The organism is Muricoccus roseus (assembly GCF_900141905.1).
Classification (GTDB): Bacteria; Pseudomonadota; Alphaproteobacteria; order Acetobacterales; family Acetobacteraceae; genus Roseomonas; species Roseomonas rosea.
In genome coordinates, this window is record NZ_FQZF01000007.1 from 16913 (window position 1) to 40551 (window position 23639).

Annotated in this window: 21 protein-coding genes; 16 read left to right on the forward strand and 5 right to left on the reverse strand. The window is 70.5% G+C overall.

The features are described from left to right. Positions 1–271 precede the first annotated feature (271 nt). On the reverse strand, positions 272–1420 hold the full coding sequence (gene chrA, locus BUB97_RS07075) for a chromate efflux transporter (RefSeq protein WP_217659592.1): 1149 nt from the start codon (positions 1418–1420) through the stop codon (positions 272–274). Positions 1421–1630: 210 nt separating this feature from the next. Here chrA and BUB97_RS07080 point away from each other — a divergent pair, with 210 nt between their 5' ends. From BUB97_RS07080 to BUB97_RS07145, 14 genes are all read left to right on the forward strand, one after another. After that, positions 1631–2167 carry an invasion associated locus B family protein gene (locus BUB97_RS07080; protein WP_073133076.1) on the forward strand — a complete coding sequence of 179 codons (537 nt, stop codon included), beginning with the start codon at positions 1631–1633 and terminating at the stop codon, positions 2165–2167. Positions 2168–2175: 8 nt separating this feature from the next. Next, the gene (rlmN, locus tag BUB97_RS07085; protein WP_073133369.1) at positions 2176–3375 is read left to right on the forward strand and encodes a dual-specificity RNA methyltransferase RlmN; all 1200 of its coding nucleotides are present in this window, start codon (positions 2176–2178) and stop codon (positions 3373–3375) included. A gap of 134 nt (positions 3376–3509) precedes the next feature. Next, a complete protein-coding gene (locus BUB97_RS07090) occupies positions 3510–4778 on the forward strand; it encodes a cation:proton antiporter domain-containing protein (protein WP_073133078.1) in 1269 nt (422 codons plus the stop codon). Between the two features lie 175 nt (positions 4779–4953). Further along, positions 4954–6954, forward strand: coding sequence for an ATP-binding protein (locus BUB97_RS07095; RefSeq protein WP_175562575.1), 2001 nt, complete (start codon positions 4954–4956; stop codon positions 6952–6954). Between the two features lie 79 nt (positions 6955–7033). After that, a complete protein-coding gene (locus BUB97_RS07100) occupies positions 7034–7624 on the forward strand; it encodes an IS5/IS1182 family transposase (RefSeq protein ID WP_073133083.1) in 591 nt (196 codons plus the stop codon). 387 nt (positions 7625–8011) lie between these two features. Continuing rightward, positions 8012–9247, forward strand: a complete 1236-nt coding sequence (locus BUB97_RS07105) for an argininosuccinate synthase (protein WP_073133371.1) — start codon at positions 8012–8014, stop codon at positions 9245–9247. A 103-nt stretch (positions 9248–9350) separates the two neighbouring features. Next, the gene (locus BUB97_RS07110) at positions 9351–11099 is read left to right on the forward strand and encodes a hypothetical protein (protein WP_073133085.1); all 1749 of its coding nucleotides are present in this window, start codon (positions 9351–9353) and stop codon (positions 11097–11099) included. A 76-nt stretch (positions 11100–11175) separates the two neighbouring features. After that, positions 11176–11883, forward strand: a complete 708-nt coding sequence (pyrF, locus tag BUB97_RS07115; RefSeq protein WP_073133088.1) for an orotidine-5'-phosphate decarboxylase — start codon at positions 11176–11178, stop codon at positions 11881–11883. Continuing rightward, a complete protein-coding gene (locus BUB97_RS07120; RefSeq protein ID WP_073133091.1) occupies positions 11880–12524 on the forward strand; it encodes a phosphoribosylanthranilate isomerase in 645 nt (214 codons plus the stop codon). Before pyrF ends, BUB97_RS07120 begins: the two co-directional genes overlap by 4 nt. Beyond that, a complete protein-coding gene (locus tag BUB97_RS07125; protein WP_073133093.1) occupies positions 12521–13402 on the forward strand; it encodes an EamA family transporter in 882 nt (293 codons plus the stop codon). The genes BUB97_RS07120 and BUB97_RS07125 overlap by 4 nt, the downstream gene beginning before the upstream one ends. A gap of 71 nt (positions 13403–13473) precedes the next feature. Continuing rightward, entirely contained in the window at positions 13474–14691 is a 1218-nt protein-coding gene (trpB, locus tag BUB97_RS07130) for a tryptophan synthase subunit beta (RefSeq protein ID WP_456306323.1), read from the forward strand. Positions 14692–14735: 44 nt separating this feature from the next. Then, positions 14736–15560 carry a tryptophan synthase subunit alpha gene (gene trpA / locus BUB97_RS07135; RefSeq protein ID WP_073133374.1) on the forward strand — a complete coding sequence of 275 codons (825 nt, stop codon included), beginning with the start codon at positions 14736–14738 and terminating at the stop codon, positions 15558–15560. A gap of 410 nt (positions 15561–15970) precedes the next feature. Further along, entirely contained in the window at positions 15971–17692 is a 1722-nt protein-coding gene (locus BUB97_RS07140; RefSeq protein ID WP_073133095.1) for a hypothetical protein, read from the forward strand. Beyond that, positions 17689–18699 carry a TAXI family TRAP transporter solute-binding subunit gene (locus BUB97_RS07145; protein WP_073133097.1) on the forward strand — a complete coding sequence of 337 codons (1011 nt, stop codon included), beginning with the start codon at positions 17689–17691 and terminating at the stop codon, positions 18697–18699. Before BUB97_RS07140 ends, BUB97_RS07145 begins: the two co-directional genes overlap by 4 nt. Here BUB97_RS07145 and BUB97_RS07150 read toward each other — a convergent pair. Next, positions 18686–19018, reverse strand: coding sequence for a DHCW motif cupin fold protein (locus BUB97_RS07150; RefSeq protein ID WP_073133099.1), 333 nt, complete (start codon positions 19016–19018; stop codon positions 18686–18688). The two genes, BUB97_RS07145 and BUB97_RS07150, sit on opposite strands and share 14 nt — an antisense overlap. A gap of 142 nt (positions 19019–19160) precedes the next feature. On the opposite strand from BUB97_RS07150, the gene BUB97_RS07155 reads away from it, so the two are divergent. Then, the gene (locus tag BUB97_RS07155) at positions 19161–20006 is read left to right on the forward strand and encodes a hypothetical protein (RefSeq protein WP_086061974.1); all 846 of its coding nucleotides are present in this window, start codon (positions 19161–19163) and stop codon (positions 20004–20006) included. A gap of 279 nt (positions 20007–20285) precedes the next feature. Here the strand turns inward: BUB97_RS07155 and BUB97_RS07160 are convergent, their stop codons facing one another. From BUB97_RS07160 to BUB97_RS07170, 3 genes are read right to left on the reverse strand one after another with little or no spacing between them, the layout of a single operon-like run. Beyond that, entirely contained in the window at positions 20286–21218 is a 933-nt protein-coding gene (locus tag BUB97_RS07160; protein WP_073133103.1) for a PAS domain-containing protein, read from the reverse strand. Then, positions 21211–21513, reverse strand: coding sequence for a chaperone modulator CbpM (locus tag BUB97_RS07165; protein ID WP_073133107.1), 303 nt, complete (start codon positions 21511–21513; stop codon positions 21211–21213). Before BUB97_RS07165 ends, BUB97_RS07160 begins: the two co-directional genes overlap by 8 nt. Next, positions 21510–22481 (reverse strand): DnaJ C-terminal domain-containing protein, encoded by a 972-nt coding sequence (locus BUB97_RS07170; RefSeq protein WP_073133109.1) that lies wholly within the window; start codon positions 22479–22481, stop codon positions 21510–21512. The genes BUB97_RS07165 and BUB97_RS07170 overlap by 4 nt, the downstream gene beginning before the upstream one ends. 185 nt (positions 22482–22666) lie before the next feature. On the opposite strand from BUB97_RS07170, the gene accD reads away from it, so the two are divergent. After that, positions 22667–23587 (forward strand): acetyl-CoA carboxylase, carboxyltransferase subunit beta, encoded by a 921-nt coding sequence (accD, locus tag BUB97_RS07175; RefSeq protein WP_073133111.1) that lies wholly within the window; start codon positions 22667–22669, stop codon positions 23585–23587. Positions 23588–23639 lie beyond the last annotated feature (52 nt).

The window sequence follows — 23639 nt, forward strand, 5'->3', positions numbered from 1 at the left end:
CCCGTGCTTTCCGCTGGCGGTCTGTCCCGGGGAGAGGAAGAAGGAATTCTTCCTCTCCCCGGACCCGTCGAAGGCAGTGCCTTCGACCCATCATCTTTGTCTTCGAGTTGGAGTCATTCAGCTGACGGTGCGCCTTGGGTCATCGACCGGAGGCGACTGCAATGGCAGAATCAACATCTAACGAGAGACCCCTTCGATCCGGGGTATCCACGGCAGTCAGACGGGGTTCCAAGGGCCTCAGGCCCTTGGCGGGGGGAGGGCGGAGCCCTCCTCACACCACCGCCAGCACCGCCCCCCCGGCCGCCGAAAGCGCCACCACCCCCCAGGACGGCACCCGCGCCCAGACCAGCAGCACGAATCCCACCGCCGCCAGCGCCACATCCTCCCAGCCCAGCACCGCCCCCTGCCAGACCGGCCCGGCCAGCGCCGCCGCCAGCAACCCCACCACCGCCGCATTCGCCCCGCGCAGGGCCGCCCGCGCCCCTGGCCGCGCCCGCAGCCCGGCCCAGAAGGGCAACGCCCCCACGACCAGCAGCAGCCCGGGCAGGAACACCGCCACCAGCCCGAGCGCCGCACCGCCCCAGCCGCCGATCAGCGCGCCCAGATAGGCCGCGAAGGTGAAGAGCGGCCCTGGCACGGCCTGTGCCGCCCCATAGCCCGCCAGGAAATCCTCCTGCCGCACCCAGCCCGGGCGCACCACCTCCGCTTCCAGCAGCGGCAGCACCACATGCCCCCCGCCAAACACCAGCGCCCCCGCCCGGTAGAAGGAATCGAACACCGCCAGCCCCGAGGAAGCCTGGGCCAGCAGCGGCAGGCCCAGCAGCAGCACGCCGAACGCCACCAGCGCCGCCACCCCGGCCCGGCGCGACACCCCGAACCCCTCCGCGCCCGAACCCGGCGCCTCCGCCCCGCCCCGGCACAGCACCAGCCCCGCCAGCGCCCCCAGCGCGATCGCCCCCACCTGCCCGAAGGCCCCGGCCACGAGAAAGGCCAGCACCCCCGCCGCCACCGCGATCCCGGCGCGCGGCAGGTCTGGGCAAAGGCTCCGCGCCATCCCCCACACCGCCTGCGCGACGATCGCCACCGCCACCACCTTCAGCCCATGCAGCGCTCCGGCCCCCAACGGCCCCTGCACGGTCCCCAGCCCCATGGCGAACAGCGCGAGGATGATCGCCGAGGGCAGGGTGAACGCCGCCCAGGCCGCCAGCCCACCCAGCGCCCCGCCCCGCAACAGCCCCATGGCGAAGCCCACCTGGCTGCTCGCCGGCCCCGGCAGGAACTGGCAGAGCGCCACCAGGTCGGCATACCCCGCCTCCCCGATCCAGCGCCGCCGCACCACCAGCTCCTCCCGGAAATAGCCGAGATGCGCCACCGGCCCCCCGAAGGAGGTCAGCCCCAGCTTCAGGAAGGTCCCGAACACCTCCCCCGCCCGCCCCTGCCCCACCCGCAACCCCCTCCGAAACGCCCCCCATCACACCCCACCCGCCGCGCCCGGTGAAGGCACGCCCCGATGACACCGCCAGATCGCACCCAAACCGCGCGCCGAAAGACAACACGGAACGAAGACAATGGCCCGCCATGCGCCCATGGCGGTTGAAGCAGGGGGCGCAGGAGGACTATCTGCGGGGCCATGATCCGCAAGACCTTCGCCGCCCAGGGCCTCGTCCTCGCGGCCCTGTCCCTCCTCGCCGCCAGCCCGGCCCCCGCCCAGCAGCGCAACGCCGCCCAAGGGAACGCCCAGGGGAATGCCCCGGGGAACGGCCCCCAGCGCCTCGGCACCTTCGGGGAATGGACCGCCGCCACCCACCAGGAAGGCAACGCGAAGGTCTGCTACGCCTTCACCCGCATGGAAGGCCGCCAGAACGCCCTCCTCACCGTCACTCATCGCCCCCAGGGCCGGGACCAGGTGGCGCTCCGCATCGGCCGCGCCTTCCCCCGCAACGCCGAGGTGAAGGTCGACGTCGGCAGCAACGACCTCGACTTCTACACCGCCGGCGACAACGCCTTCGCGCGCGACGGCCGCGCCACCGTCGCCGCCTTCCGCGCCGGCCGCGAAGCCGTCGCCAAATCCCCCGCCCCCAACAACCGCAGCACCACCGAGACCTTCTCCCTCACCGGCTTCACCGCCGCCTACGAGGCCATCTCGCGCGAGTGCCCCGCCCGCTGAATGGCCCCATGAACGCCCAGACCCCCGCCATCCCGGTCGCGCCCCCCACCGCCTCCCTCACCGAGGCCGAGCGCACCCGCATCCTCGCCAAATCCGCCCTCTTCGCCCCCCCGGCGCAGGTGGACGAGCACGGCCGCCGCGAACTCGTCGGCCTCTCGCGTGAGGAACTGACCCAGGCGGTGGTCGAGTTCGGCGAAAAGCCCTTCCGCGCCAAGCAGATCTGGCACTGGATCTACTTCCAGGGCGCCCGCGACTTCGCCCAGATGTCCAGCATCGCCAAGCCGATGCAAGCCAAGCTGGCCGAACGCTTCACCATCGGCCGCCCCGGCGTCACCACCGAACAGACCAGCACCGACGGCACCCGCAAATGGCTCTTCCAGATGCGGGACAAGCAACAGGTCGAAACCGTCTACATCCCTGAGGAAGACCGCGGCGCCGTCTGCATCTCCACCCAGGTCGGCTGCACCCTCTCCTGCCGCTTCTGCCACACCGGCACCCAGAAGCTCGTCCGCAACCTCTCGGCCGGCGAAATCATCGGCCAGTTCATGGCGGCGCGGGACAGCTACGGCGAATGGCCCACCCCCCAGTCCGAAACGAGGATGCTCTCCAACATCGTCGTCATGGGCATGGGCGAACCCCTCTACAACTACGAGAACATCGCCACCGCCCTGAAGATCGCCATGGACAATGAGGGCATCGCCCTCTCCCGCCGGCGCATCACCCTCTCCACCTCCGGCGTCGTCCCCATGATGGACCGCGCGGGCGCGGAACTCGGCGTCAACCTCGCCGTCTCCCTCCACGCCGTCACCGACGAACTGCGGGACGAAATCGTCCCCCTCAACCGCAAATACCCCATCAAGGAACTGCTCGCGGCCTGCCACCGCTACCCCGGCGCCTCCAACGCACGCCGCATCACCTTCGAATACGTCATGCTCGACGGCATCAACGACTCCGAAGCCGAGGCCCGCGAACTCGTCCGCCTCCTCCACGGCCTCCCCGCCAAGGTGAACCTCATCCCCTTCAACCCCTGGCCCGGCTCCCCCTACGCCACCTCCAAGCGCGCCCAGATCGAACGCTTCGCCAACATCCTCAACGACGCCGGCTACTCCTCCCCCGTCCGCCGCCCCCGCGGAAAGGACATCATGGCGGCCTGCGGGCAGCTGAAGACGGAAAGCGAGCGCGCGAAGAAGGCAGCGGCAGCAGCATAAAGGCCGGGGGGAGGTATCCCCCCGGGCCCCTTTCTATTTTTGGGGAATGGCACGGGCCCGCTAAACCCGACCGGCGCACTCAACCACCACCAGCCCCGCACCGTTCCACCCCGGCAAATCACGGGCGCACAGGAATGGCCGAAACCCGCTTCGTCGCCCTCACCATCGTCGCGGTCGCCCTCCTCCTCGCCCTGGCCCGCCTGACGAAAATCCCCCCCTCTATCGCCTGGTTCGCCGGCGGCCTCGCCTCCATCCTCCTCCCCGGCCCCATCCCCGAAATCCGGGTGAACCCCCTCATCGTCCTCGGCCTCGTCCTCCCCCCACTCCTCTACGCGGCCATCACCAACCTCCCCCCCTCCCTCCTCGCCCGCACGGCCTGGCGCGGCGTCGCCATGGGCGCCGCCTGGACCCTCGCCCTCACCGCCGCCTGCGGCTACGCCGCCTACCTCCTCCTGAACCTCGACCCCATCGCCTGCATGGCCATCGGCGTCGCGGCCGCCGTCGCCGAACCCCGCGTCCTCACCGAATCCGGCCTCGCCGACCGCCTCCCCCCCGCCATCACCGAATCCCTCTCCGCCCAACTCGCCTCCGCCCCCCTCCTCGGCGTCTCCCTCTCCATCTGGACCGCAAAACAGGTCGGAAACCCCTTCCCCGGCCTCCTCCCCATCGCCCAAACCCTCGCCTACGACCTCACGGCGGGCTGCGCGGCCGGCATCGCCCTCGGCCTCGCCATGGCCGCCCTCCGCAAACGGCTGGACAACCCAGCCACCGAAACCGCCCTCTCCCTGGCCACCCCCTTCGCCGCCGCCGCCCTGGGCGAAGCCATCGGCGCCTCCCCCATCGCCCCCCTCATCGCCGCCGGCCTCACCCTCGTCGTCATCCGCCACCGGGAAGCCCTGAACACCGAAATCGCCTCCCCCGAATCCCGCCAGCTCACCTCAGACCTCTGGCGCAGCCTCGACACCCTCCTCACCGGAACCCTCTTCTTCCTCATGGGCCGCGCCATCCCCGAAGCCCTGGCCGGAACCCACGCCCTCCCCTGGCCCACCCTCGCCCTCACCGCCCTCGCACTGATGACCCTCTGCTGGGCCGTCCAGTTCGCCCTCTCCTGGCTCGCCCTCGCCCACCCCCGCTCGCCCCCCATCCCCCACGCGGAAGGCGGCTGCGTCCCCTCCTGGAAAGCCGCCTGCCTCCTCGCCGGCGGCTCCGGCCGCAACGTCGTCGCCCTCGCCATCGCCCTCGCCCTCCCCACCACCCTCCCCAACGGAGACCCCTTCTGGGCAAGGGATGCGGTGGTGGCCGTGGTGGCGCTGATGGTCGTGGCCTCGGCGGGGCTTCAGTGGGTGGGGGTGCCGGGGTTGGTGCGGTGGGTCAGGCCGGGCGCGGAAGATCGGGCCGGGTAGGGAATGCGGCCCGCGGGAGGCGCCGCCTCCCGCACCCTCCGCCGGGGACTTTTGGTCCCCGGACCCCTGTAAGGGCTGCCGCGCTGGGTCGGGACTAGGGATACAAGGTTTCTTCAGAATCGCACCTGAGGCAGTAGGGTAAGTTGAGTCAGGCATACAGATTCGGGGGACAACAGTGACCATACTCAAGTTGGCTGCGAAGCAGGACCATCTTGAGAAGATCGCTCGCGTTCGCGATCCAGTGAAGGCGGTCGCGGAGTTCATTTGGAACGCTCTTGATGGCGATGCCACCGAAGTACTTGTAGAATTTGACGTCAATGAGCTTGGAGGCACTCTCGCGGTAATTGTTCGGGATAATGGAACCGGGTTTTCCCAACAGGAAGCCGAGCGAGAGTTTCAGGGCCTAGGCAATTCTTGGAAGCTCCAAACGAACCGGACTCCCAAGTATAATAGAGTTGTTCACGGCAAAGAAGGAAAAGGACGCCTACGCTTTTTTTCTTTGGCCCATAAGGCAAAATGGGAGAGCGTCTGGGAGTTAAAAGGGGACTTTAAGAAAACTACCGTTCTAATGGACTCCAAGACGCTCGAGGAATGCGACGTCACAGAGGAGTCGACCGATGCCAAAGCTACGGGAACCAAAGTATTTTTGAGTCAATTGAAAGAGCCGTTCGACTATTTAACAACCAATGCTGCACACGCTGAAATTACCGCGATATTCGCCCCATATCTCCTCGAATACGACGCCGTCAGAGTACTTTACAATGGCAAACTCGTTGATCCAAAATCAGCAATAACGTTCCAGCGTAGTTTTCCTGTCCGCCTCATACATGCACCTGGAAGAATTATCGATGACCTAAAGCTTAGCGTGATCGAATGGAACGCCGCAGCGGAGCCTCTCGCTAATCGCCGCATTCAGCTTGGTCTAGAAGCTGGCGTTGTGCTCGGATCCCAACCAGCTGGCATAACAGCGCCTGACTTTCTGTTCACCGTGTATGCGTATTCCTCCTTTTTCAAGGAAGTTTTCGAAGGTAACTTGCTAGAGATTGATGATTTGACCGATCCGGATTTTAGATACGTACTGGAAGAAATTCGAGATGTAGTTGGGAGACATTTCCGAGAGAGAAAGCAAGAACTCACGAGTGAACTCATCGATCAACTTCGTAAGGATGGCGCCTACCCTTACGAAGGCGATCCTGGCTCTGAGGTAGAAAAGCGAGAACGTCAGGTCTTTGACATGGCGACACAAGCCCTGTCATCTTACTCTCGGCATTTCCGAAAAGCCGAGACGCAGCTTAAGCGCATGACTCTGGTTCTTCTTAAAGAGGCACTAAGGCACAACCCAGAGTCACTTTCACACATTCTTCAAGCAGTGGTAAACCTGCCGAAGAATAAACAGGATGATTTTTCGGACCTCCTAACGAAGACGGATCTTGGCTCGGTTATTGCCGCGTCCAGCTTTGTGGCCGAGCGGGTTCGTACTCTGACTTTACTGAGAAAGCTGGTTTTTGATCCGAAGCACAAGGCCATCACCCGCGAACGCGGTGAACTCGACATGCTAGTAAGGGATAATACATGGATCTTCGGCGAGAACTTTAATGTTTCGGTGCCTGAAGTGGGACTGACACGCGTTGTGGAACGCGTAGCTCAAGAGGTAAATGCCAAGAGTTCGAAGCGCTCAGTTCGGAAAATGGACGGAAGTATTGGTAGACTCGATTGTCTTTTAGGGCGCACCTTGCCGACCGGGCGTGAGGACCAGTTTGAGTTCTTGATCGTGGAGCTAAAGCGCCCCTCAATTAGCATCGGCACCAAAGAGATCGATCAGATTATGGAATACTGTCATGTATTAACGTCTCAAAGCGAGTTCGCTGGTCTATCAATAAATTGGACGTTCTTCCTTGTGACTGGCGAGATGAACGCTTTGGCCAAAATGCGGGCTCATCAACGCGACAGACCTGCCGGACTGCTTCATGAGGGCGAGAATGAGAAGATTTGGGTGAAGACTTGGGCTGAGGTTATACAACCCTGCGAGGCGCGCCTGAAGTTCGTGCAAGACCGATTACAGATCCGAGTATCACAGGAGGACCTTGATCGGACTATATCAGCGACCAGAGACAAGCTATTTCGAGCGAAAATTGGGCCTAATAGCTCGGGCGGGGAAAGTGAGCAGGGACAATAGTCAGCCGGAAAGACTGTTGACAAAAGGACTAAACTCCTATAGCTGATCAAGTCCAGTTGCAGCGGAGGCACCCCCACCCATGTCCCGCCTCACCCCACCCCGCCCCCACACACCCCTCACCGACCTCCAGTGGCACGCCCTCGCCCCCTATGTCCTCCCCCGCTCCCCCCAGGGCCGCCGCACGGCCGATCTCCGCGCCCGCATGAACGCCATCTTCCACCTCGCCCACACCCCGGGCGAACCCTGGAAGAACCTCCCCGCCCACTACGGCAACGCCCAATCCGTCGCCCGCTTCTTCCGCCGCCTCACCCATGCCGGCCTCTGGCACCGCCTGCTCGAAGCCCTGCCCGCCCTCGCCCCCACCCACCCCCTGCGCCAGCTCGAATACGCCATCTGCCGCGCCACCCGCCGCGCCGCCCGCATCGGCGGCATGCCCCTTCTCCTCCTCATCCGGAAGCTGGGCCTCCACACCGCCCTCAACGGCCCGCCCTGGCTCCTCCCCAACCCCCTTTTGTCCGAAATGCTGGCCCGCCTGCCCCCGCCCCGCCTCGCCCCCACCCGGGCGGCCATCGCGGCGGCCCGGCAGCACTTCAAAAGCCTCGCCTGGCTCGCCCGGGCCGCCCTCGGCCGCAAATCCATCCCCCGGGTCGTCCGCTATGGCTGGCCCTGATCCCCGGCGCGGTGCTTGCACCGTCGCCCGCTGCGGTGCCCGCACCGTCACCCGGCGCGGTGCCCCCGCCGCCACCCGGCGCACGGCCCGCACCATCGCCCGGCGCGGCACCCGCACCGCCGCCCGCCCCGCCACAGCCCGCGCCCTCGGCCCCCACGCGCCCGCCATCCCCGGCGCAGCGCACGGCCCCGCCGCCCCGGCGCCCGCCGGCCCGCGGCGCCCCGCGCCCGGCCGCGCTCACGCCTTGCGGCGGCGCCTTCGCTGCGGCACACCCGCCCCCCAGCGGAACGCGCCGGCGCTCCCGCCGGGGCCCGCCCACGCACGCCCCCGCGGCAACGCAGGCCCCCCGCACCGAATTCCCGGAAGGTTCCCGCGATGCGCGTGCCCATGAACAGCAAATCCGTTAAGAAGGTTGTCCTCGCCTATTCCGGCGGGCTCGACACCTCCGTCATCCTGAAATGGCTGCAAACCACCTACAATGCGGAAGTCGTCACCTTCACGGCCGATCTCGGCCAGGGTGAGGAACTCGGCCCCGCGAAGGAAAAGGCCCGCCTCCTCGGCATCAAGGAGGAGAACATCTTCATGGACGACCTGCGTGAGGAATTCACGCGGGACTTCGTCTTCCCGATGTTCCGCATGAACGCCCAGTATGAAGGCTGCTACCTCCTCGGCACCTCCATCGCCCGCCCCCTCATCGCCAAGCGCCAGATCGAGATCGCCGAAAAGGTCGGGGCAGACGCCGTCAGCCACGGCGCCACCGGCAAGGGCAACGACCAGGTCCGCTTCGAAATCGCCTACTACGCCCTCAAGCCGGACGTGAAGGTCATCGCCCCCTGGCGCGAATGGGACCTCACCTCCCGCACCCGCCTCATCCAGTTCGCGGAAGAGCACCAGATCCCCATCGCCAAGGACAAGCGCGGCGAAAGCCCCTTCTCCGTGGACGCCAACCTCCTCCACTCCAGCTCCGAAGGTAAGGTCCTCGAGGAGCCGTGGGACGAGCCCCCCGAGATCGTCTGGCAGCGCACCGTCTCCCCGGTCGACGCCCCGGACCGCGTGACCGAAATCACCATCGAGTTCGAGCGCGGCGACGCCGTCGGCATCAACGGCGAACGCCTCTCCCCCGCCGCCCTGCTGACCAAGCTGAACGCCCTCGGCAAGGAAAACGGCATCGGCCGGCTGGATCTGGTGGAGAACCGCTTCGTCGGCATGAAGTCCCGCGGCGCCTACGAAACCCCCGGCGGCACCATCCTCCACACCGCCCACCGCGCGATCGAGAGCATCACGCTGGACCGCGAGGCCGCCCACCTCAAGGACAGCCTGATGCCCCGCTACGCGGAGCTCATCTACAACGGCTTCTGGTTCTCCCCGGAACGCCGCATGCTCCAGGCCATGGCCGATGCCTCCCAGGCCAGCGTCACCGGTGAGGTCCGCCTCAAGCTCTACAAGGGCAACACCATCGTCACCGGCCGCCGCAGCCCCAACAGCCTGTACTCGATGAAGCACGTCACCTTCGAGGAAGACCAGGGCGCCTACGACCAGTTCGATGCCCAGGGCTTCATCAAGCTCAACGCGCTCCGCCTCCGCCTCGGCGCCATGGCCGGCCGCAAGGGCGGCGAACTGTGAGACCCCCCGGGGGGAGCACCAGCCTCCCCCCGGCCCACCGCGCGCCAGCGCAGTCCGAATCCCCCGGGCGGCCTGCGCCACCCCGGCGCTCCAGGCCAAGCCGATGACCGTCCCCGCCCCCCCGAACCACGCCCGGCGCTGGGACGACATCCTCCTCGCGGCCCTCCTGGTCGCCCTCGCCGCCACCCTCCTCCTCATCCGCCGCCAGGCGATGACCGGGGACGAGCCCCGCTACATCCTCTACGCCGCCTCCCTCCTGCGCCACGGCAGCTTCCAGATGCCCGCGGCCGAATGGTCGGCCCTCCACCAGCTCGCCAACGGCGTCCCCTCGGCAGACCTCCCCCGCGGCGCGGGCGGCGCGGTGGTGATGAACCCCGTCTACCTCCCCGCCCTGCTCTCGCCCCTCTCGCTCCTCTCCCCGCTGCACGCCCCCCGGCTCGTCACCCTCCTCGCCGGCCTCGCGGGGCTCTTCACCCTGCACCGCCTCTGCCGCCTCGCGGCCGGCCCGCGCCCCGCCCTCCTGGCCACCGCGCTGGCCGCCTTCTCCATCCCGCTCCTGCCCTATCTCCACCTCTTCTACATGGAGACCTTCGTCTTCGCCCTCGTCTGCCTGGGCTGGTGGCGGGTGCAGCGCGCCGGGGAAAACCTCCGGGCGGATCTCCTCACGGCGGCCATCCTCGCCGTCATCCCCATCGTCCACATGCGCGGCTCCGTCGTCGCCGCCGCCCTCTACGCCTTCCTCCTCTGGCCCGCCCTCCGCGCCTGGGATCTCCGGCGCAGCGCCCTGCTCGTCCTCTCCGGAATCCTGGGCCTCGCCCTGCTCGTCACCCTCAACCTCGCCGTCTACGGCGCGGTCACCGGCCCGGTGAACACCGCCCGCCCGCCCCTCCCCTGGGCCTGGACCGAGGTGCTGCCCATGCAGCTCTTCAACATCCGCCACGGCCTCCTCGCCTATGCCCCGGTCTGGGTGCTCGGCTATGCCGGCCTCGCCGCGGCCGCCTGGCGGGGCAGCCCGGCCGCGCGCCAGGGCCTCGTCCTCGCCCTCCTCGCCGCCCTCACCGGCGTCGGCGTCAATCCGGGGGAGGGCTGGCCCGCCCGCTTCTGGGTCCTCTCCGTCCCCATGCTGACCCTCGGCCTCTCCTTCTGGATCGCGCGGGAACGCGGCCTGGTCATGCGCATCCCCGGCGCCGTCCTGGCGGCCATCACCCTGCTCAACACCGGGCTCTTCCTCGCGGACCCCAACGCCTTCCTCGAAAACCGCCAGTCCACCATGACCTACCAGCTCCTCTTCGACCGGGGGCTGCCCTTCCATTTCGGCCTGCTCCTGCCCGTGGAGCTGGACGACCCGGCGCAGCGCGCCACCGTCGCCCGGCTGATGCTCGGCTTCGGCCTCCTCTTCCTCCTCGGCCTCGGCGCCGCGCTCCGCCCGGGCTGGCGCTGGGCCCTGCCGATGGTGCTGGTCCTCGCTGCCGGCCTCGACCTCGCCCGCGCCCGCGCCCTGCCCGCCGATGCCTTCACCCTCCGCATCGCGGAAGGCACCGCCCGGGTGGAGCTCGCCGCGCCGCAGCGCCTCACCGCCCTGCAATTCGGCCGGGGATGGGAGACCTGGGCCTACGAGACCCGCCCGCTGCTGGCACTCGATTCCCTGCGCGCGGATGGCTCCACGGCCCGGCTCCAGCTCATCGCCAACCAGCTCATCCCGCTGCGCTGCCTGGGCAACCTGCGCGCCGTCACCCTCTCCAGCCCCACCGGCTTCGACATCCCGGCCCAGGCCGGCTTCCGGCTGCGCCTCTACCGCTCCGCCTCCTGGCTGGAGCGGCAGGCAACGCGGAACGGGGTCGGCTGCGGATGAGCACATGGGCGCCATGCGGTCCCCCGCCTCGCGCCCCGCGCCGCCTCCCGTTAAGGCGGCAGGAGGAGGCCGCGCCATGATCCAGCGACCGAACCGCGCCGGCATCATCGCGGCGCTCGATACTCAAAGCCCCGAGCAGGCCGAGGCCTGGGCGGAGGCGCTGGCGCCGCATGTGGGCTGCCTCAAGCTCGGGCTGGAGTTCTTCGTCGCCAACGGCCCCGCCGCGGTGGCGCGCATCGCCCCGCACCGGCCGCTCTTCCTCGACCTCAAGTTCCACGACATCCCGAACACGGTCGCCGGCGCGGTGCGCTCCGCCTGCGCGCTCGCCCCGGCGATGCTCACCATCCATGCAGGCGGCGGCCCCGCCATGGTGCAGGCGGCGCGCCGCGCGGCCGAGGAGTTCGGGCCGGACCGGCCGGCCATTCTCGCCGTGACGGTGCTCACCAGCACCGATGCCGCCACCCTCTCGGCCACCGGGGTGTCCGGCGGGCCGGCCCAGCAGGTGCTGCGCCTGGCGCGGCTGGCGCTGGAGGCCGGGGCGGATGGGCTGGTCTGCTCCCCGCGCGAGGTCTCCCTCCTCCGCGATGCCCATGGCACGGGGCCCCTGCTGGTCGTGCCCGGCATCCGCCCGGCCGGCAGCGCCGCGGGCGACCAGTCCCGCATCGCGACGCCGGAGGAAACGGCGGATGCGGGCGCGGACTGGCTGGTGATCGGGCGCCCCATCACCGCCGCGCCGGACCCGGCGGCGGCGGCGGCGGCCATCGCGGCCTCGCTCCACCCATGACCCTGGTGAAGATCTGCGGCCTGAACGACGCCGCCGGGCTGGACGCCGCGCGGGCGGGCGGGGCGGACATGGTCGGCTTCGTCTTCTTCCCGCCCTCGCCGCGCGCGGTCACCCCGGCCCGGGCGGCCGCCCTGGCCGCCGCGATGCCGGCCGAGGGGGCGCCGCTGCGCGTGGGGCTGTTCGTGGATGCGGGCGACAAAGAGCTGGCCGCCACGCTGGAGGCGGTGCCGCTCGACATCCTCCAGCTGCATGGGGAGGAGACGCCGGAGCGCTGCGCCGCGGTCCGCGCCCGCTTCGGCCGGCCCGTGATGAAGGCGCTGGGAATCGCGACCGAGGCGGACCTCGCCCTGCTCGACGCCTATGCCCCCGTGGTGGACCGCTTCCTGCTGGACGCCAAGCCGCCGCCCGGCGCCACCCTGCCGGGCGGGAATGCGGCGGTGTTCGACTGGTCGCTGCTCACCCGGCGCGCCATCCCGCGCCCCTGGCTGCTGGCGGGCGGGCTAACGCCGGGGAACGTGGCGGAGGCCATCCGCGCCACCGGGGCGCCGGGGGTGGACGTGTCCTCGGGCGTGGAGCGCGCGCGGGGGGTGAAGGACCCGGCCCGGATCGCCGCCTTCCTCGCCGCGGCCAAGGGGGCGTGAAGCCCTCCCACCTCGCCCTCGCGCTGCTGACCACGGCGCTCTGGGGCTTCAACTTCGTCATGATCCGGATCGGGCTGGAGGCGGGGCTGCCGCCGCTGCTGATGGCGGCGCTGCGCTTCGTGGTGGTGGCCATCCCGGCCTTCTGGCTGCCCCGGCCCCGGATTTCCCTCGGCCGGATGCTGGCGCTCGGCGCCTTCCTCTTCGTCGGGCAGTTTGCCCTGTTGTTCACGGGCATGGCGGCGGGGATGCCGCCGGGGCTGGCCTCCGTGACGCAGCAATCCCAGGCCTTCCTGACCGCGCTGATCGCCGCGCTGGTGCTGCGGGAGCGGCCGAGCGGTCGCGCGATCGCCGGCATGGGCATCGCCTTCGCGGGGCTGGCGCTGATCTCCACCACCGTGGGCACGGGCGGGGTGACCATGGCGGGGCTGCTGCTCTGCCTCGCCGGGGCGGCGAGCTGGGCGGTGGGGAACGTGCTGCTGCGCGGGGCGGGCCCGCCGGGGGTGGGGGCGCTGGCCTTCATGACCTGGCTGGGCATGGTGCCGATCCTGCCGCTCTTCGCCCTCTCCCTCGTGGTGGAGGGGCCGGCGGCGATCGGGCAGGCCATGGCGAACCTGAACCTGCCGGGGATCCTCGCCATCCTCTATGTGGCGATCCTCGCCACCTCGGTCGGCTATGGGATCTGGGGCTTCCTGATGGCCCGCTATCCCGCGACCACCGTCGCGCCCTTCGCCCTGCTGGTGCCGATCACCGGCGCGCTTTCGGCCACGCTGGTGACCGGGGAGAGCTTCGGGCCGGTGCGGCTGGCGGGGATGGCGCTGATCCTGGTGGGACTGTGCGTGACGGCGGTCCGATGGCCCCCTCGCAAAGCGGCGGCGTGACCACACCTTCGCCGCACGCTAAAGCATTCGCCGCCCCTCTTCCGGGCCAGCCAGAGACGGGAAACCCCGCCGTGAACAAGCCTCTTCCCAACAGCCTCCGCATGGGCCCCGACAACCGGGGCCGCTTCGGCGATTTCGGCGGCCGCTTCGTGGCCGAGACGCTGATGCCCAACATCACCGAGGTGCAGGAGGCCTATGAGGCGGCGCGGAAGGACCCGGAGTTCGAGCGCGAGTGGCGGCGGCTGCTGAAGGACTATGTCGGCCGCCCCTCGCCGCTTTGGTTCGCCGGGCGGCTGACCGAGCGGCTCGGCGGCGCGAAGGTCTACTTCAAGCGCGAGGAGCTGAACCACACCGGCGCGCACAAGATCAACGCGGTGCTCGCGCAGATCATGCTCGCGAAGCGCATGGGCAAGACGCGGATCATCGCCGAGACGGGTGCGGGGCAGCATGGCGTGGCGACCGCCACGGCCTGCGCGCTGTTCGACCTGCCCTGCACGGTGTTCATGGGCGCGACGGACGTGGAGCGGCAGAAGCCGAACGTGTTCCGCATGAAGCTGCTGGGCGCGGAGGTGAACGCCGTGACCTCGGGCGCCGCGACGCTGAAGGACGCGATGAACGAGGCGCTGCGCTACTGGGTGGCGAATGTGCACGACACCTACTACTGCATCGGCACCGTCGCCGGCCCCGCGCCCTATCCGCAGATGGTGCGCGACTTCCAGTGCGTGATCGGCGAGGAGACGAAGGAGCAGTGCCTCGCGATCGAGGGGCGGCTGCCGGATGTGGTGGTGTGCGCCGTCGGCGGCGGGTCCTCGGCGATGGGCATCTTCCATCCCTTCCTCGACGATTCCGAGGTGAAGCTGGTGGGCGTGGAAGCGGCGGGCCATGGCATTGAGAGCGGCCAGCATGCCGCGGCCATCAATGGCGGGGCGCCGGGCGTGCTGCACGGGAACAAGACCTACCTGCTGCAGGACCGGAACGGGCAGATCACCGAGGCGCATTCCATCTCCGCCGGGCTGGATTATCCGGGCATCGGGCCCGAGCATTCCTGGCTGCACGAGATCGGGCGCGTGGAATACACGGCGGCGACCGACAACGAGGCGCTGGATGCCTTCCTGCTCTGCTCGAAGCTGGAGGGGATCATCCCCGCGCTGGAATCGGCGCATGGGCTGGCCGAGGTGATCAAGCGCGCGCCGACCATGCCGAAGGACAGCATCATCGTGCTGAATCTCTCCGGCCGCGGGGACAAGGACATCTTCACCGTGGCGCATCACATGGGGGTGGAGCTGTGAGCACGACGATCTCCGAGCCCGCGGCGGCGGGCTGCGTGGAGCCGGTGCCGGGCGGGCGCATCGCCCGGCGCTTCGCGAAGCTGCGGGCCGAGGGGCGCGGGGCGCTGATGCCCTTCCTCGAGGCCTATGACCCCGACCCGGCGACGAGCATGGCGATCCTGCGCGGGATGCCGGGCGCGGGGGCGGACCTGATCGAAATCGGGGTGCCCTTCACCGACCCGGCGGCCGATGGGCCGACGGTGCAGAAGGCGGGGCAGCGCGCGCTGAAGGCCGGCGGCTCGCTGGCCGGGGCGCTGGCCATGGTGCGCGACTTCCGGCGCGACGACGACGAGACGCCGCTGGTGCTGATGGGCTACCTGAACCCCATCCTCGCCTATGGGCCCGAGCGCTTTTGCGAGGATTGCCGCTGCTCCGGCGTGGATGGGCTCATCATCGTGGACATGCCGCCCGAGGAGGCGGACGAGGTTCAGCCCTTCGCGCACGGGCTGGACATGGTGCGGCTGGTGGCGCCGACGACGCTCGAGAGCCGGCTTCCCATCGTGCTCGATGGGGCCAGCGGCTTCATCTACTACGTGGCCATCACCGGCATCACCGGCACGCGCTCGGCCGATGCGGCGGATCTGGCGGCGGCCATTCCCCGCGTGCGGGCCGCCACGGACCTGCCGGTGGCCATCGGCTTCGGTGTGCGCACACCGGAGCAGGCGGCGGCGGCGGTGCGCGTGGCGGATGGGGCGGTGGTCGCCTCCTCGCTCATCGAAATCCTGGCGGGGACGCTGGATGCCGAGGGGCGGGCCACCAAGGGCACAGTGCGCGCCGTGCTGGACGGGGTGCGCGCGCTGGCCGAGGGCGTGCGCGGGGCGCGGGACTGAAGGGGTTTTGGCCTGGGGTGTTGGTCTGTCCCCGGGGAGAGGAAGAAGGAATTCTTCCTCTCCCCGGACCCGTCGAAGGCAGTGCCTTCGACCCATCATCTTTTTTTTCGAGTTGGAGTCATTCGGCTGACGGTGCGCCTGAGGTCTTCGACCTCAGGCGACTGCAAAGGCAGGATCAGTCCTCTTCAACCCGAGGCCCCACTGATCCGGGGCATCCACGGCAGTCAGACGGGGTTCCAAGGGCCTCAGGCCCTTGGCGGGCGGAGGGCGGAGCCCTCCCGAGGGCCCGGAATCTCCGTTCAGCCTCATGAGGGAAGCGGAGCGGCCCCCCGTTCCGCATCTTCATCGACCACCCGCGCAAGCTGGGGTAAGATTGCCGCCCAAACGGCGTGGTCCCTTCCGGTCATGGCTTGTTCCTTCTCGACGCGCCGATCGCCCGCCTGGGCGCGGCGCCGGGCTTCCTGCCCGCCGCTGCCGTTGCCGCCCCTCCTCTCCGGAACCGGGCAGGCGGGGGGCTGCGGGCGGCGATGATGGCCACCCACCCCCGCCCGGAGGAGCGTCCCGATACGCTTCTCGAGGCCTGGGGTGGGGAAGTGCTTTCCCCGGTTCGCCTTGGCGGCGAACCGGAGCATCCGGCCGCAACCATCCGCTTTGCCCTGCTGCACCGGGATTACGGCGTCGCGCTGATCGACCTGGCGCCGGACGAGGTGCCGGAGGCGGCCGAGCGCTTCCGGCGGGGGTATCGTGCGCTGCATCCGGGGGCGGCCTTGCCGCCGGTGGTTTATCGCTCGCTCTCGCGGGCGGATCTCTGGCGCCTGACCATCCTCCTCGATTCCGCCTTCGCGTTGGAGGCGCCGCCGGGGGCGGATCAGGGCTGGGTGGTGCGGGCGCGGGCGTTGCTGGCGCGGCCGCCGGATCCCCCGGCCCCGGTGGTGGAGGTGGCGCGGGTGGTGGCGCCGCCCGCGCCGGCCGAGGCGCCGCAGGCCGGTGTGGTGGCCCAACCGGCGCGAAGGGGGCGGGTGGGGGCCTGGCTTCTGCTGCTGTTGCTGGCGGGGGGCGGGGCGGGGTTGGCGTGGATCGCCGGGCCGGCGGGCTGGAGCGTGGCGGAGGCGCCCTTGCCGGCACCGCCATTCGCGGCCGCGGCGCCGGCTTCGGAGCCGGGCGCCCTGCCTGAGCCGCCGCTTCCTGCGCCGGAAGCCCTGGCCGCGTTGCGGCTGGCCCCCGAGCCGGCCCTTCCGGTGTTGCCGGAGGCGGTGCTGCCAGGGGTGCCGTTGCCCGAGGCGCCGTTGCCCGGGGAAGTGCCGCTCGCGGCGCCGGTCCTGCATGACCCGGCGATGGTGCCGGAGCCGCCTCCGCCGGGCCGGGCGGAGGCCTGGGCTTCCTTCGCGGTCGCGGCCCTGGTGCCGCCGCCGGAGCCGGCCGCCCCCGCCCTGCCCCCGGATTTGCCCCTGAATCTACCCCCGAATCTACCCCGGGACCTGCCCCGGCCGGACAGGCCGCCGCTGCACGATGCCTTGCCGCCCTCCCCGCCTGAGGAGCGCCCGCTGGCCCTGGCTGCGCCGGATGAGGCGGCGCGGGCCGAGGTGGCGCCGGAGGAGGCCGTGGCTCCGGTGACGCCGGCGCCGGCTCCGCCATCCGACGTGGCGTCGTTGGGCGGGCCGAGGCCGGTGCCGGGGCCGGTCTCAGCCCCGATGGGTGTTCCAGCGCCGGCCCCAACGCCGGTCCCAGCGACGGTCCCAGCGACAGTCCCAGCGACAGTCCCAGCGACGGCCCCCGTGCCAGCCCCCATGCAGGCACCGGCTCCGTCCCTGTCTCCGGCGGTGCTGGAGGTACTGGTGCGGCGGGGGGATGCGATGCTCGCGATCGGCGATGTCTCGGCGGCGCGGCTTTTCTACGAGCGGGCCGCGGCGGGGGGCAGCGGGCCGGCGGCGACGGCGATGGGGCGCAGCCACGACCCCGCGGTGCTGGCCGTGCTCGGCGTGCGCGGCCTGCGGCCCGATCCGGAGCGGGCGGCGGCCTGGTACCGGCGGGCCGTCGCGCTGGGGGACCCGGCGGCGGAGGCGCTGCTGCGCCGGCTGACCGGGGAGGATGGAAGGCCCGTCGCGGCCCAGGAGGGAGGAGGGAGAGGATGAGCGGCATCCCGACACGACGGGGCCTGTTGCTGGCGGGCGCGCTGGCCCTGCCGGCGCTGCGCGCGGGGGCGCAGGCGCCGCCGGCCCCGGGCAGCAGCCTGGCCGCGATGACGGCGCGGGCGAATGCGGGGACGGTGGGCGTGGTCTCGGGCGGGGTGGACGGGACCTATATCCGCATCGCGGCGGATCTGGCGGCGGTGCTGGACGACGGCGACCGGCTGCGCGTGCTGCCCATCATCGGGCGCGGATCGGTGCAGAACATCTCGGACATCATGTTCGTGCGCGGGGTGGATGTGGGCATCGTGCAGTCGGATGCGCTGGCCTATGTGCGCGGCCGGCGGATGTTCCCCGCCGTGGGGCAGATGATCCAGTACATCGCCAAGCTCTATGACGAGGAGGTGCATGTGCTGGCGCGCGCGGAGATCGGGCGCGTGGAGGAGCTGGCGGGGCGGCGCGTGAACGTGGACGTGGCGGGCAGCGGCACGGCGATGACGGCCTCGCTTCTCTTCGAGGCGCTGGGGATCACGCCGGACTTCGCGCATGACCCGCAGGATGTCGCGCTGGAGCGGCTGCGGCGGGGCGAGATCGCGGCGCTGGTCTATGTGGCGGGGAAGCCGGCGCGGCTCTTCGCAGGGCTGGGTGCGGAGGCCGGGCTGCGCTTCCTGCCGCTTCCGATGGCGCCGGCGCTGATGGAGACCTACCTGCCCTCGCGCCTTGGGCATGAGCAGTATCCCGCGCTGGTGCCGGAGGGGGCGCCGGTGGAGACGCTCGCGGTGGGTGCCGTCATGGCGGTCTATGCCTGGGCGCCGGGGACGGAGCGGTTCCGCAAGGTGGCGAGCTTCGTGGAGGCGCTGCATGCGCGCTTCGAGCAGTTCCTCCGCCCCCCGCGCCATCCGAAGTGGCGCGAGGTGAACCTGGAGGCGCAGGTGCCGGGCTGGGTGCGCTTCAACCCGGCGCAGGAGCCGCCGCCGCGCCTCCGGGCGGAGGGCGGGTTCAGTCCACGATGAAGAGCCGCGCGCCGGTTTCGGTGGAGGAGCGGTGCGGGGCGTCGCCGAAATCGGAGACGGTGTAGCCCTCGCCCGGCCCGAAGGTGAAGCGCCGGCCGTCCTTCAGCTCGGTCTGCAATTCGCCTTCGAGGACGTAGAGGACATGGCCGCGGTCGCACCAATGGTCGGCGAGGTAGCCCGGGGAATACTCCACCACGCGCATCCGGACATCGCCGTTGTTCAGGGTGCGCCAGGTGGCGGAGCCGGTTTCGCCGGGATGCTGCGTCGCGGGCAGCGCATCCCAGTGGACGGCGGTGAAGGGGAGTTCGGGCAGTTTCACGGCGGGTTCCATCGCGGCGGGGAGCGGCGAGGATAGGGCCGGCGGGCGTGGCGCGCGAAGCCTCTGGACCGCCGGGCGGGGCCGCCGCTTAATCCGGCCGGAGCGCGCCACGGAGATGCGCGACACCGGAAGGAAAACGCCCTTGTCCCTCACCCATGCCGCGCGCGGGCTCGCCCTCGGCGCCGCGCTGCTGTTCGGCGCCACGGCGGCGCACGCCCAAGCCCCAGCCCAGGCCCAGCCGCCCCGCCCCGCCGTGCAGGCGCTGGACGAGCGCCCGGCCTCGGCGATCTTCATCGGGAATAGCTTTTTCTACTACAACAACTCGATGCACGGGCATCTGCGCAGCCTGATCACCGGCGCCGGGGAACAGCGGCCCTTCTCGGGCGTGTCCGTCACCATCAGCGGGTCGGGCTTCGAGTGGCACGACGTGGAATCCTATTTCCGCCCGAATGCCGTCGGCAGCTACACCTTCGATGTGGACAACAACATCGTCTTCAACAACCGGGCGCGGCTGTTCGACATCGCGGTGATGATGGATTGCAGCCAGTGCCCGATCCATCCGCGGCTCGGCCCCGTCTTCACCGATTTCGCGAAGCGCCACAGCGAGACGGTGCGGCGGCATGGGGCGAAGCCGGTCTTCTTCATGTCCTGGGCCTATGCCGACAAGCCGGAGATGACGGAGCAGCTCGCCGAGGCCTACACGCGCGCGGGGAACGAGAACAACGCGCTGGTCATCCCGGCGGGCCTGGCCTTCGCGCGCAGCGTCCGGGACCGGCCGAACCTGAACCTCTATGTCGCGGACAAGCGGCATCCGAGCCTGGCAGGCACCTATCTCGCGGCGGCGACCACCTATGCCGCGCTCTTCGGCAACTCCCCGGAAGGCAACCGCTACACGGCAGGGCTGGATGCGGAGACGGCCGCCTTCCTGCAGACGGTCGCGTGGCAGACGGTGCGGGACTACCTCGGCACGCGGCGGGCGGGGAACTGAGGGTTCTGGGCTGACGGTCTGTCCCGGGGAGAGGAAGAAGGAATTCTTCCTCTCCCCGGACCCGTCGAAGGCAGTGCCTTCGACCCATCATCTTTTTCTTCACGTTTGGATTCACTCGTCAGGCGGTGCGCCTGAGGTCCACGACCTCAGGCGACTGCAAGGGCAGGATCAGTCCCCTTCAACCAGCGATCCCTTCGATCCGGGGTATCCACGGCAGTCAGACGGGGTTCCAAGGGCCTCAGGCCCTTGGCGGGTGAAGGGCGGAGCCCTTCGCGGCGCCTATGCCCCCAGCGGAATGGCGAGGGTGCAGTGGAGGTGGTCCCCCTCATGCCGGAGGCGGGTTTCCGCGCCGAGGGCGAAGGCGAGGGCTTCCTCGATCATCGGCCAGGCCTGGGCGGAGGCCTGGGCGTTTCGCGCGCGCCAGTCCAGGCGCAGGCGCAGGCCTTCTTCGATGTGCCAGGTCACAGTCACGTCCTCACCGGACTGGGCCGCGAGTTCGTGCAGGGCGAGGGCCAGGGGTTCGGCCGTGCCGGGCGGGAGGGTGACGGGCGGGCCTTGCAGGGTGGTTCCGGCGGAGTTGGGGCCGAGCACGGCGCGCAGCAGGGCGGGGAAGTCGGTGCCGCCCGCCCCGGCGAGGGCCTGGGCGCGGCCGAGGGTGGCGAGGCGACTGCCGAAGGCGCGGCCTTCCTCCGGCACGGTGAGGGTGCGGGCGGCGATGGCCCGCACCGTTTCCAGCAGGGCGGCGGTGCGGGCCCGCAGCGCCGGGGCGCCGGGATGGGGCCCGCCTTCCCGCGAGACGTCGCGCTGGATGGAGAGCCAGTGAGTCACGGTTTCGCCCAGGGGCCTACCGAGGCCGAGGATGGGGAGGACGACCCATTCGTTGAGGTAGGAGGACCCGTCCTTGCGGTAATTCACCGCGGCGCCGATGAAGTGGCGTGTCTTCTCCAGTTCCTGCCGCAGCCGGTGCAGCTCGGCTCGGTCGGTCTCCGGCCCTTGGAGCATGCGGGGGGTGCGGCCGATGACCTCGGCGGCGGGGTAGCCGGTCACCGCCTCGAAATGGGCATTGGCGTAGCGGATGACGGGGCCGGGCGGGTCGAGCGGGGCGTCGGTGATGATGACGGCGAGGCCGGCGACGTCCAGGGCCGCCCCGAGGAGGGCGGCGCTCAGCGCGCCGACGCTGCCGGACAGCTCCGGGGCGGGCGCCTCAGCCATGGTCGTTCCCTGTTTCGCCCCGCGCCTGCTCCAGCGCCTCGGCGAGCCGGCGGAGCTGGCGGCGGGTCTGGTGGAGCTGGTCGAGGAGGCGGAGCACCACGGGCATGGCGGCCTCGTTCACCTCCAGCTCCTCGTGCAGTTCCAGAATCAGGCGGCAGCGGGCGATGTCGATCTCCTCGAAGAGGAGGCGGCCTTCCTGGCGGGCGGGGCGGACCCAGCCCTCGGCGATCCAGGCTTCGAGGCGCGGCGCGTCCAGGCCGGAGACGCGGGTGAGCACGGATTCGAAGGTGATCATGCGCGCCTCCGCATCTCGGCACGGGGGTCGGGGGGGTTCTCGGGCGTCCAGCCCCTGAGGAATTCGGCCAGACGGTCATCCACCGGGCCCAGCACCAGGCGCAGGGTGACGAGCAGGTCCCCCGCCGCCGTGCCACCGGCTTCGGCCACGCCCCGGCCGCGCAGGCGCATCTGGGTGCCGGCATCCGAGCGCGGGGGGATGGTCAGCATCACCTCCCCGCGCGGCGTGGGGACAGGGACCTTCGCGCCCAGCACGGCTTCCTGCACCGTCACGGGCAGCTCCATGAGGATGTCGCGGCCTTCCCGCGTGTAGAAGGGGTGGTTCCCCACCGCGACCTCGATCAGCGCGTCCCCGTCCGGGCCGCCCTGGATGCCCGGGGAGCCCCGGCCGCGCAGGCGCAGCACCTGCCCGTCCTCCAGCCCCGGGGGGATGCGGACGTCGAGGTCCCGGCCGTCGGGCAGGGTCAGGCGGCGGGTGGCGCCGTTCACGGCGTCCAGGAAGTCCACGGCCAGGCGGTACTGGGCATCGCGGCCGCGCCGGGGGCCGGCCTGGGCCCGCCCGCCGCCCCGGAACATGCCGAGGATGTCCTCCAGGTCGTCCGGGTCGAAGCTGCCGCCGGACCAGGTGGTGCCGCCGGCCTCGAAGGGCCCGCCGGGGCCTTCCGCGCCCGGCCCGCCTCGGTAGCGAGCGCCCTGCGCGCCTTCCGCGTAATCCCGGTAATAGCCCCGGGGCGGCATTTCCTGGCCGGAGGCGTCGATCTCGCCGCGGTCGAAGCGGGCGCGCTTCTCCGGGTCCGAGAGCAGCTCATGGGCGGCGTTGGCGGCCTTGAAGCGCGCCTCCGCCGCCTGGTCGCCCGGATTCAGGTCCGGGTGGTTCGCCTTGGCGATCTTGCGGAAGGCCTTCCGGATTTCATCCGGGCTGGCGGTCCGGCTCACGCCGAGGGTCTGGTAGGGATCGTCCGACGCCATGGGAGCGAGGATAGCGCGCCTCCCGGGGGATCGGCCATGGCCCCTGCTGGGCCCCTTGCCGGGCTTCGCCTCTTGCACAGCCATGCCCGACGCGCCTACCTCCCGCCCGCTGGCGCCCCGGTGGGGGCGAGGGCCGGCCCGAACCCGTGCGATCCGCGCGGGATGGGCAGCGGATAGGGTTTGGGATGAACTGGATCTCCGACTGGGCGCTGCCCAAGATACAGACGCTCTTCGGCACCAAGCGCGACGTGCCGGAGAATCTCTGGATCAAGTGCCCGCATTGCGGGGAGATGATCTTCCACCAGGATCTGGAGCGGAACCTGCATGTCTGCCCGAAATGCGGGCACCACATGCGGATCTCGGCCCAGCGGCGCCTGGACTACACCTTCGACCCGGGCTGGCAGCGGATCGAGCTGCCGCGCGCGCCGGCGGACCCGCTGCGCTTCCGGGATTCGCGCCGGTATGGCGACCGGCTGCGCGAGGCGCAGCAGAAGAACGGGATGGATGACGCGATCGCGGTCGCGCACGGGACCATCGAGGGCCGGCCGGCGGTGGCCGCGGCCTTCGAGTTCTCCTTCATGGGCGGCTCCATGGGCGCGGGCGTGGGCGAGGGCATCGTCACCGCCGCGCGGCTGGCCGTGCTGCAGGATGCGCCGCTGATCGTCTTCACCGCCTCCGGCGGGGCGCGGATGCAGGAGGGGGCGGTCTCCCTCATGCAGATGCCGCGCACGGTGATCGCGACGCGCATGGTGAAGGAGGCGGGGCTGCCCTTCATCGTGGTGCTGTGCGACCCGACGACGGGCGGCGTGACGGCGAGCTTCGCCATGCTGGGCGATATCCAGATCGCGGAGCCCGGCGCGCTGATCGGCTTCGCCGGCGCCCGCGTGATCGAGCAGACGGTGCGCGAGAAGCTGCCCGAGGGCTTCCAGCGGGCCGAATACCTGCTGGAGCACGGCATCCTGGACATGGTGGTGAAGCGGCCAGAGATGCGCGCGACCCTGGCGCGGCTGATCGGCTTCCTGCGCCCGCCCGCCCCGGCCCCGGAGGCCGAGGCGGTCGCCCCGTCTCCCGCTCCCACCCCGGCCCCCGCCCCGGCGGCGGAATAGGCCGCTTCGACCCGCCCCGCCCCGCGCGGGGCGGCCCCGGCCGGGATGCCGG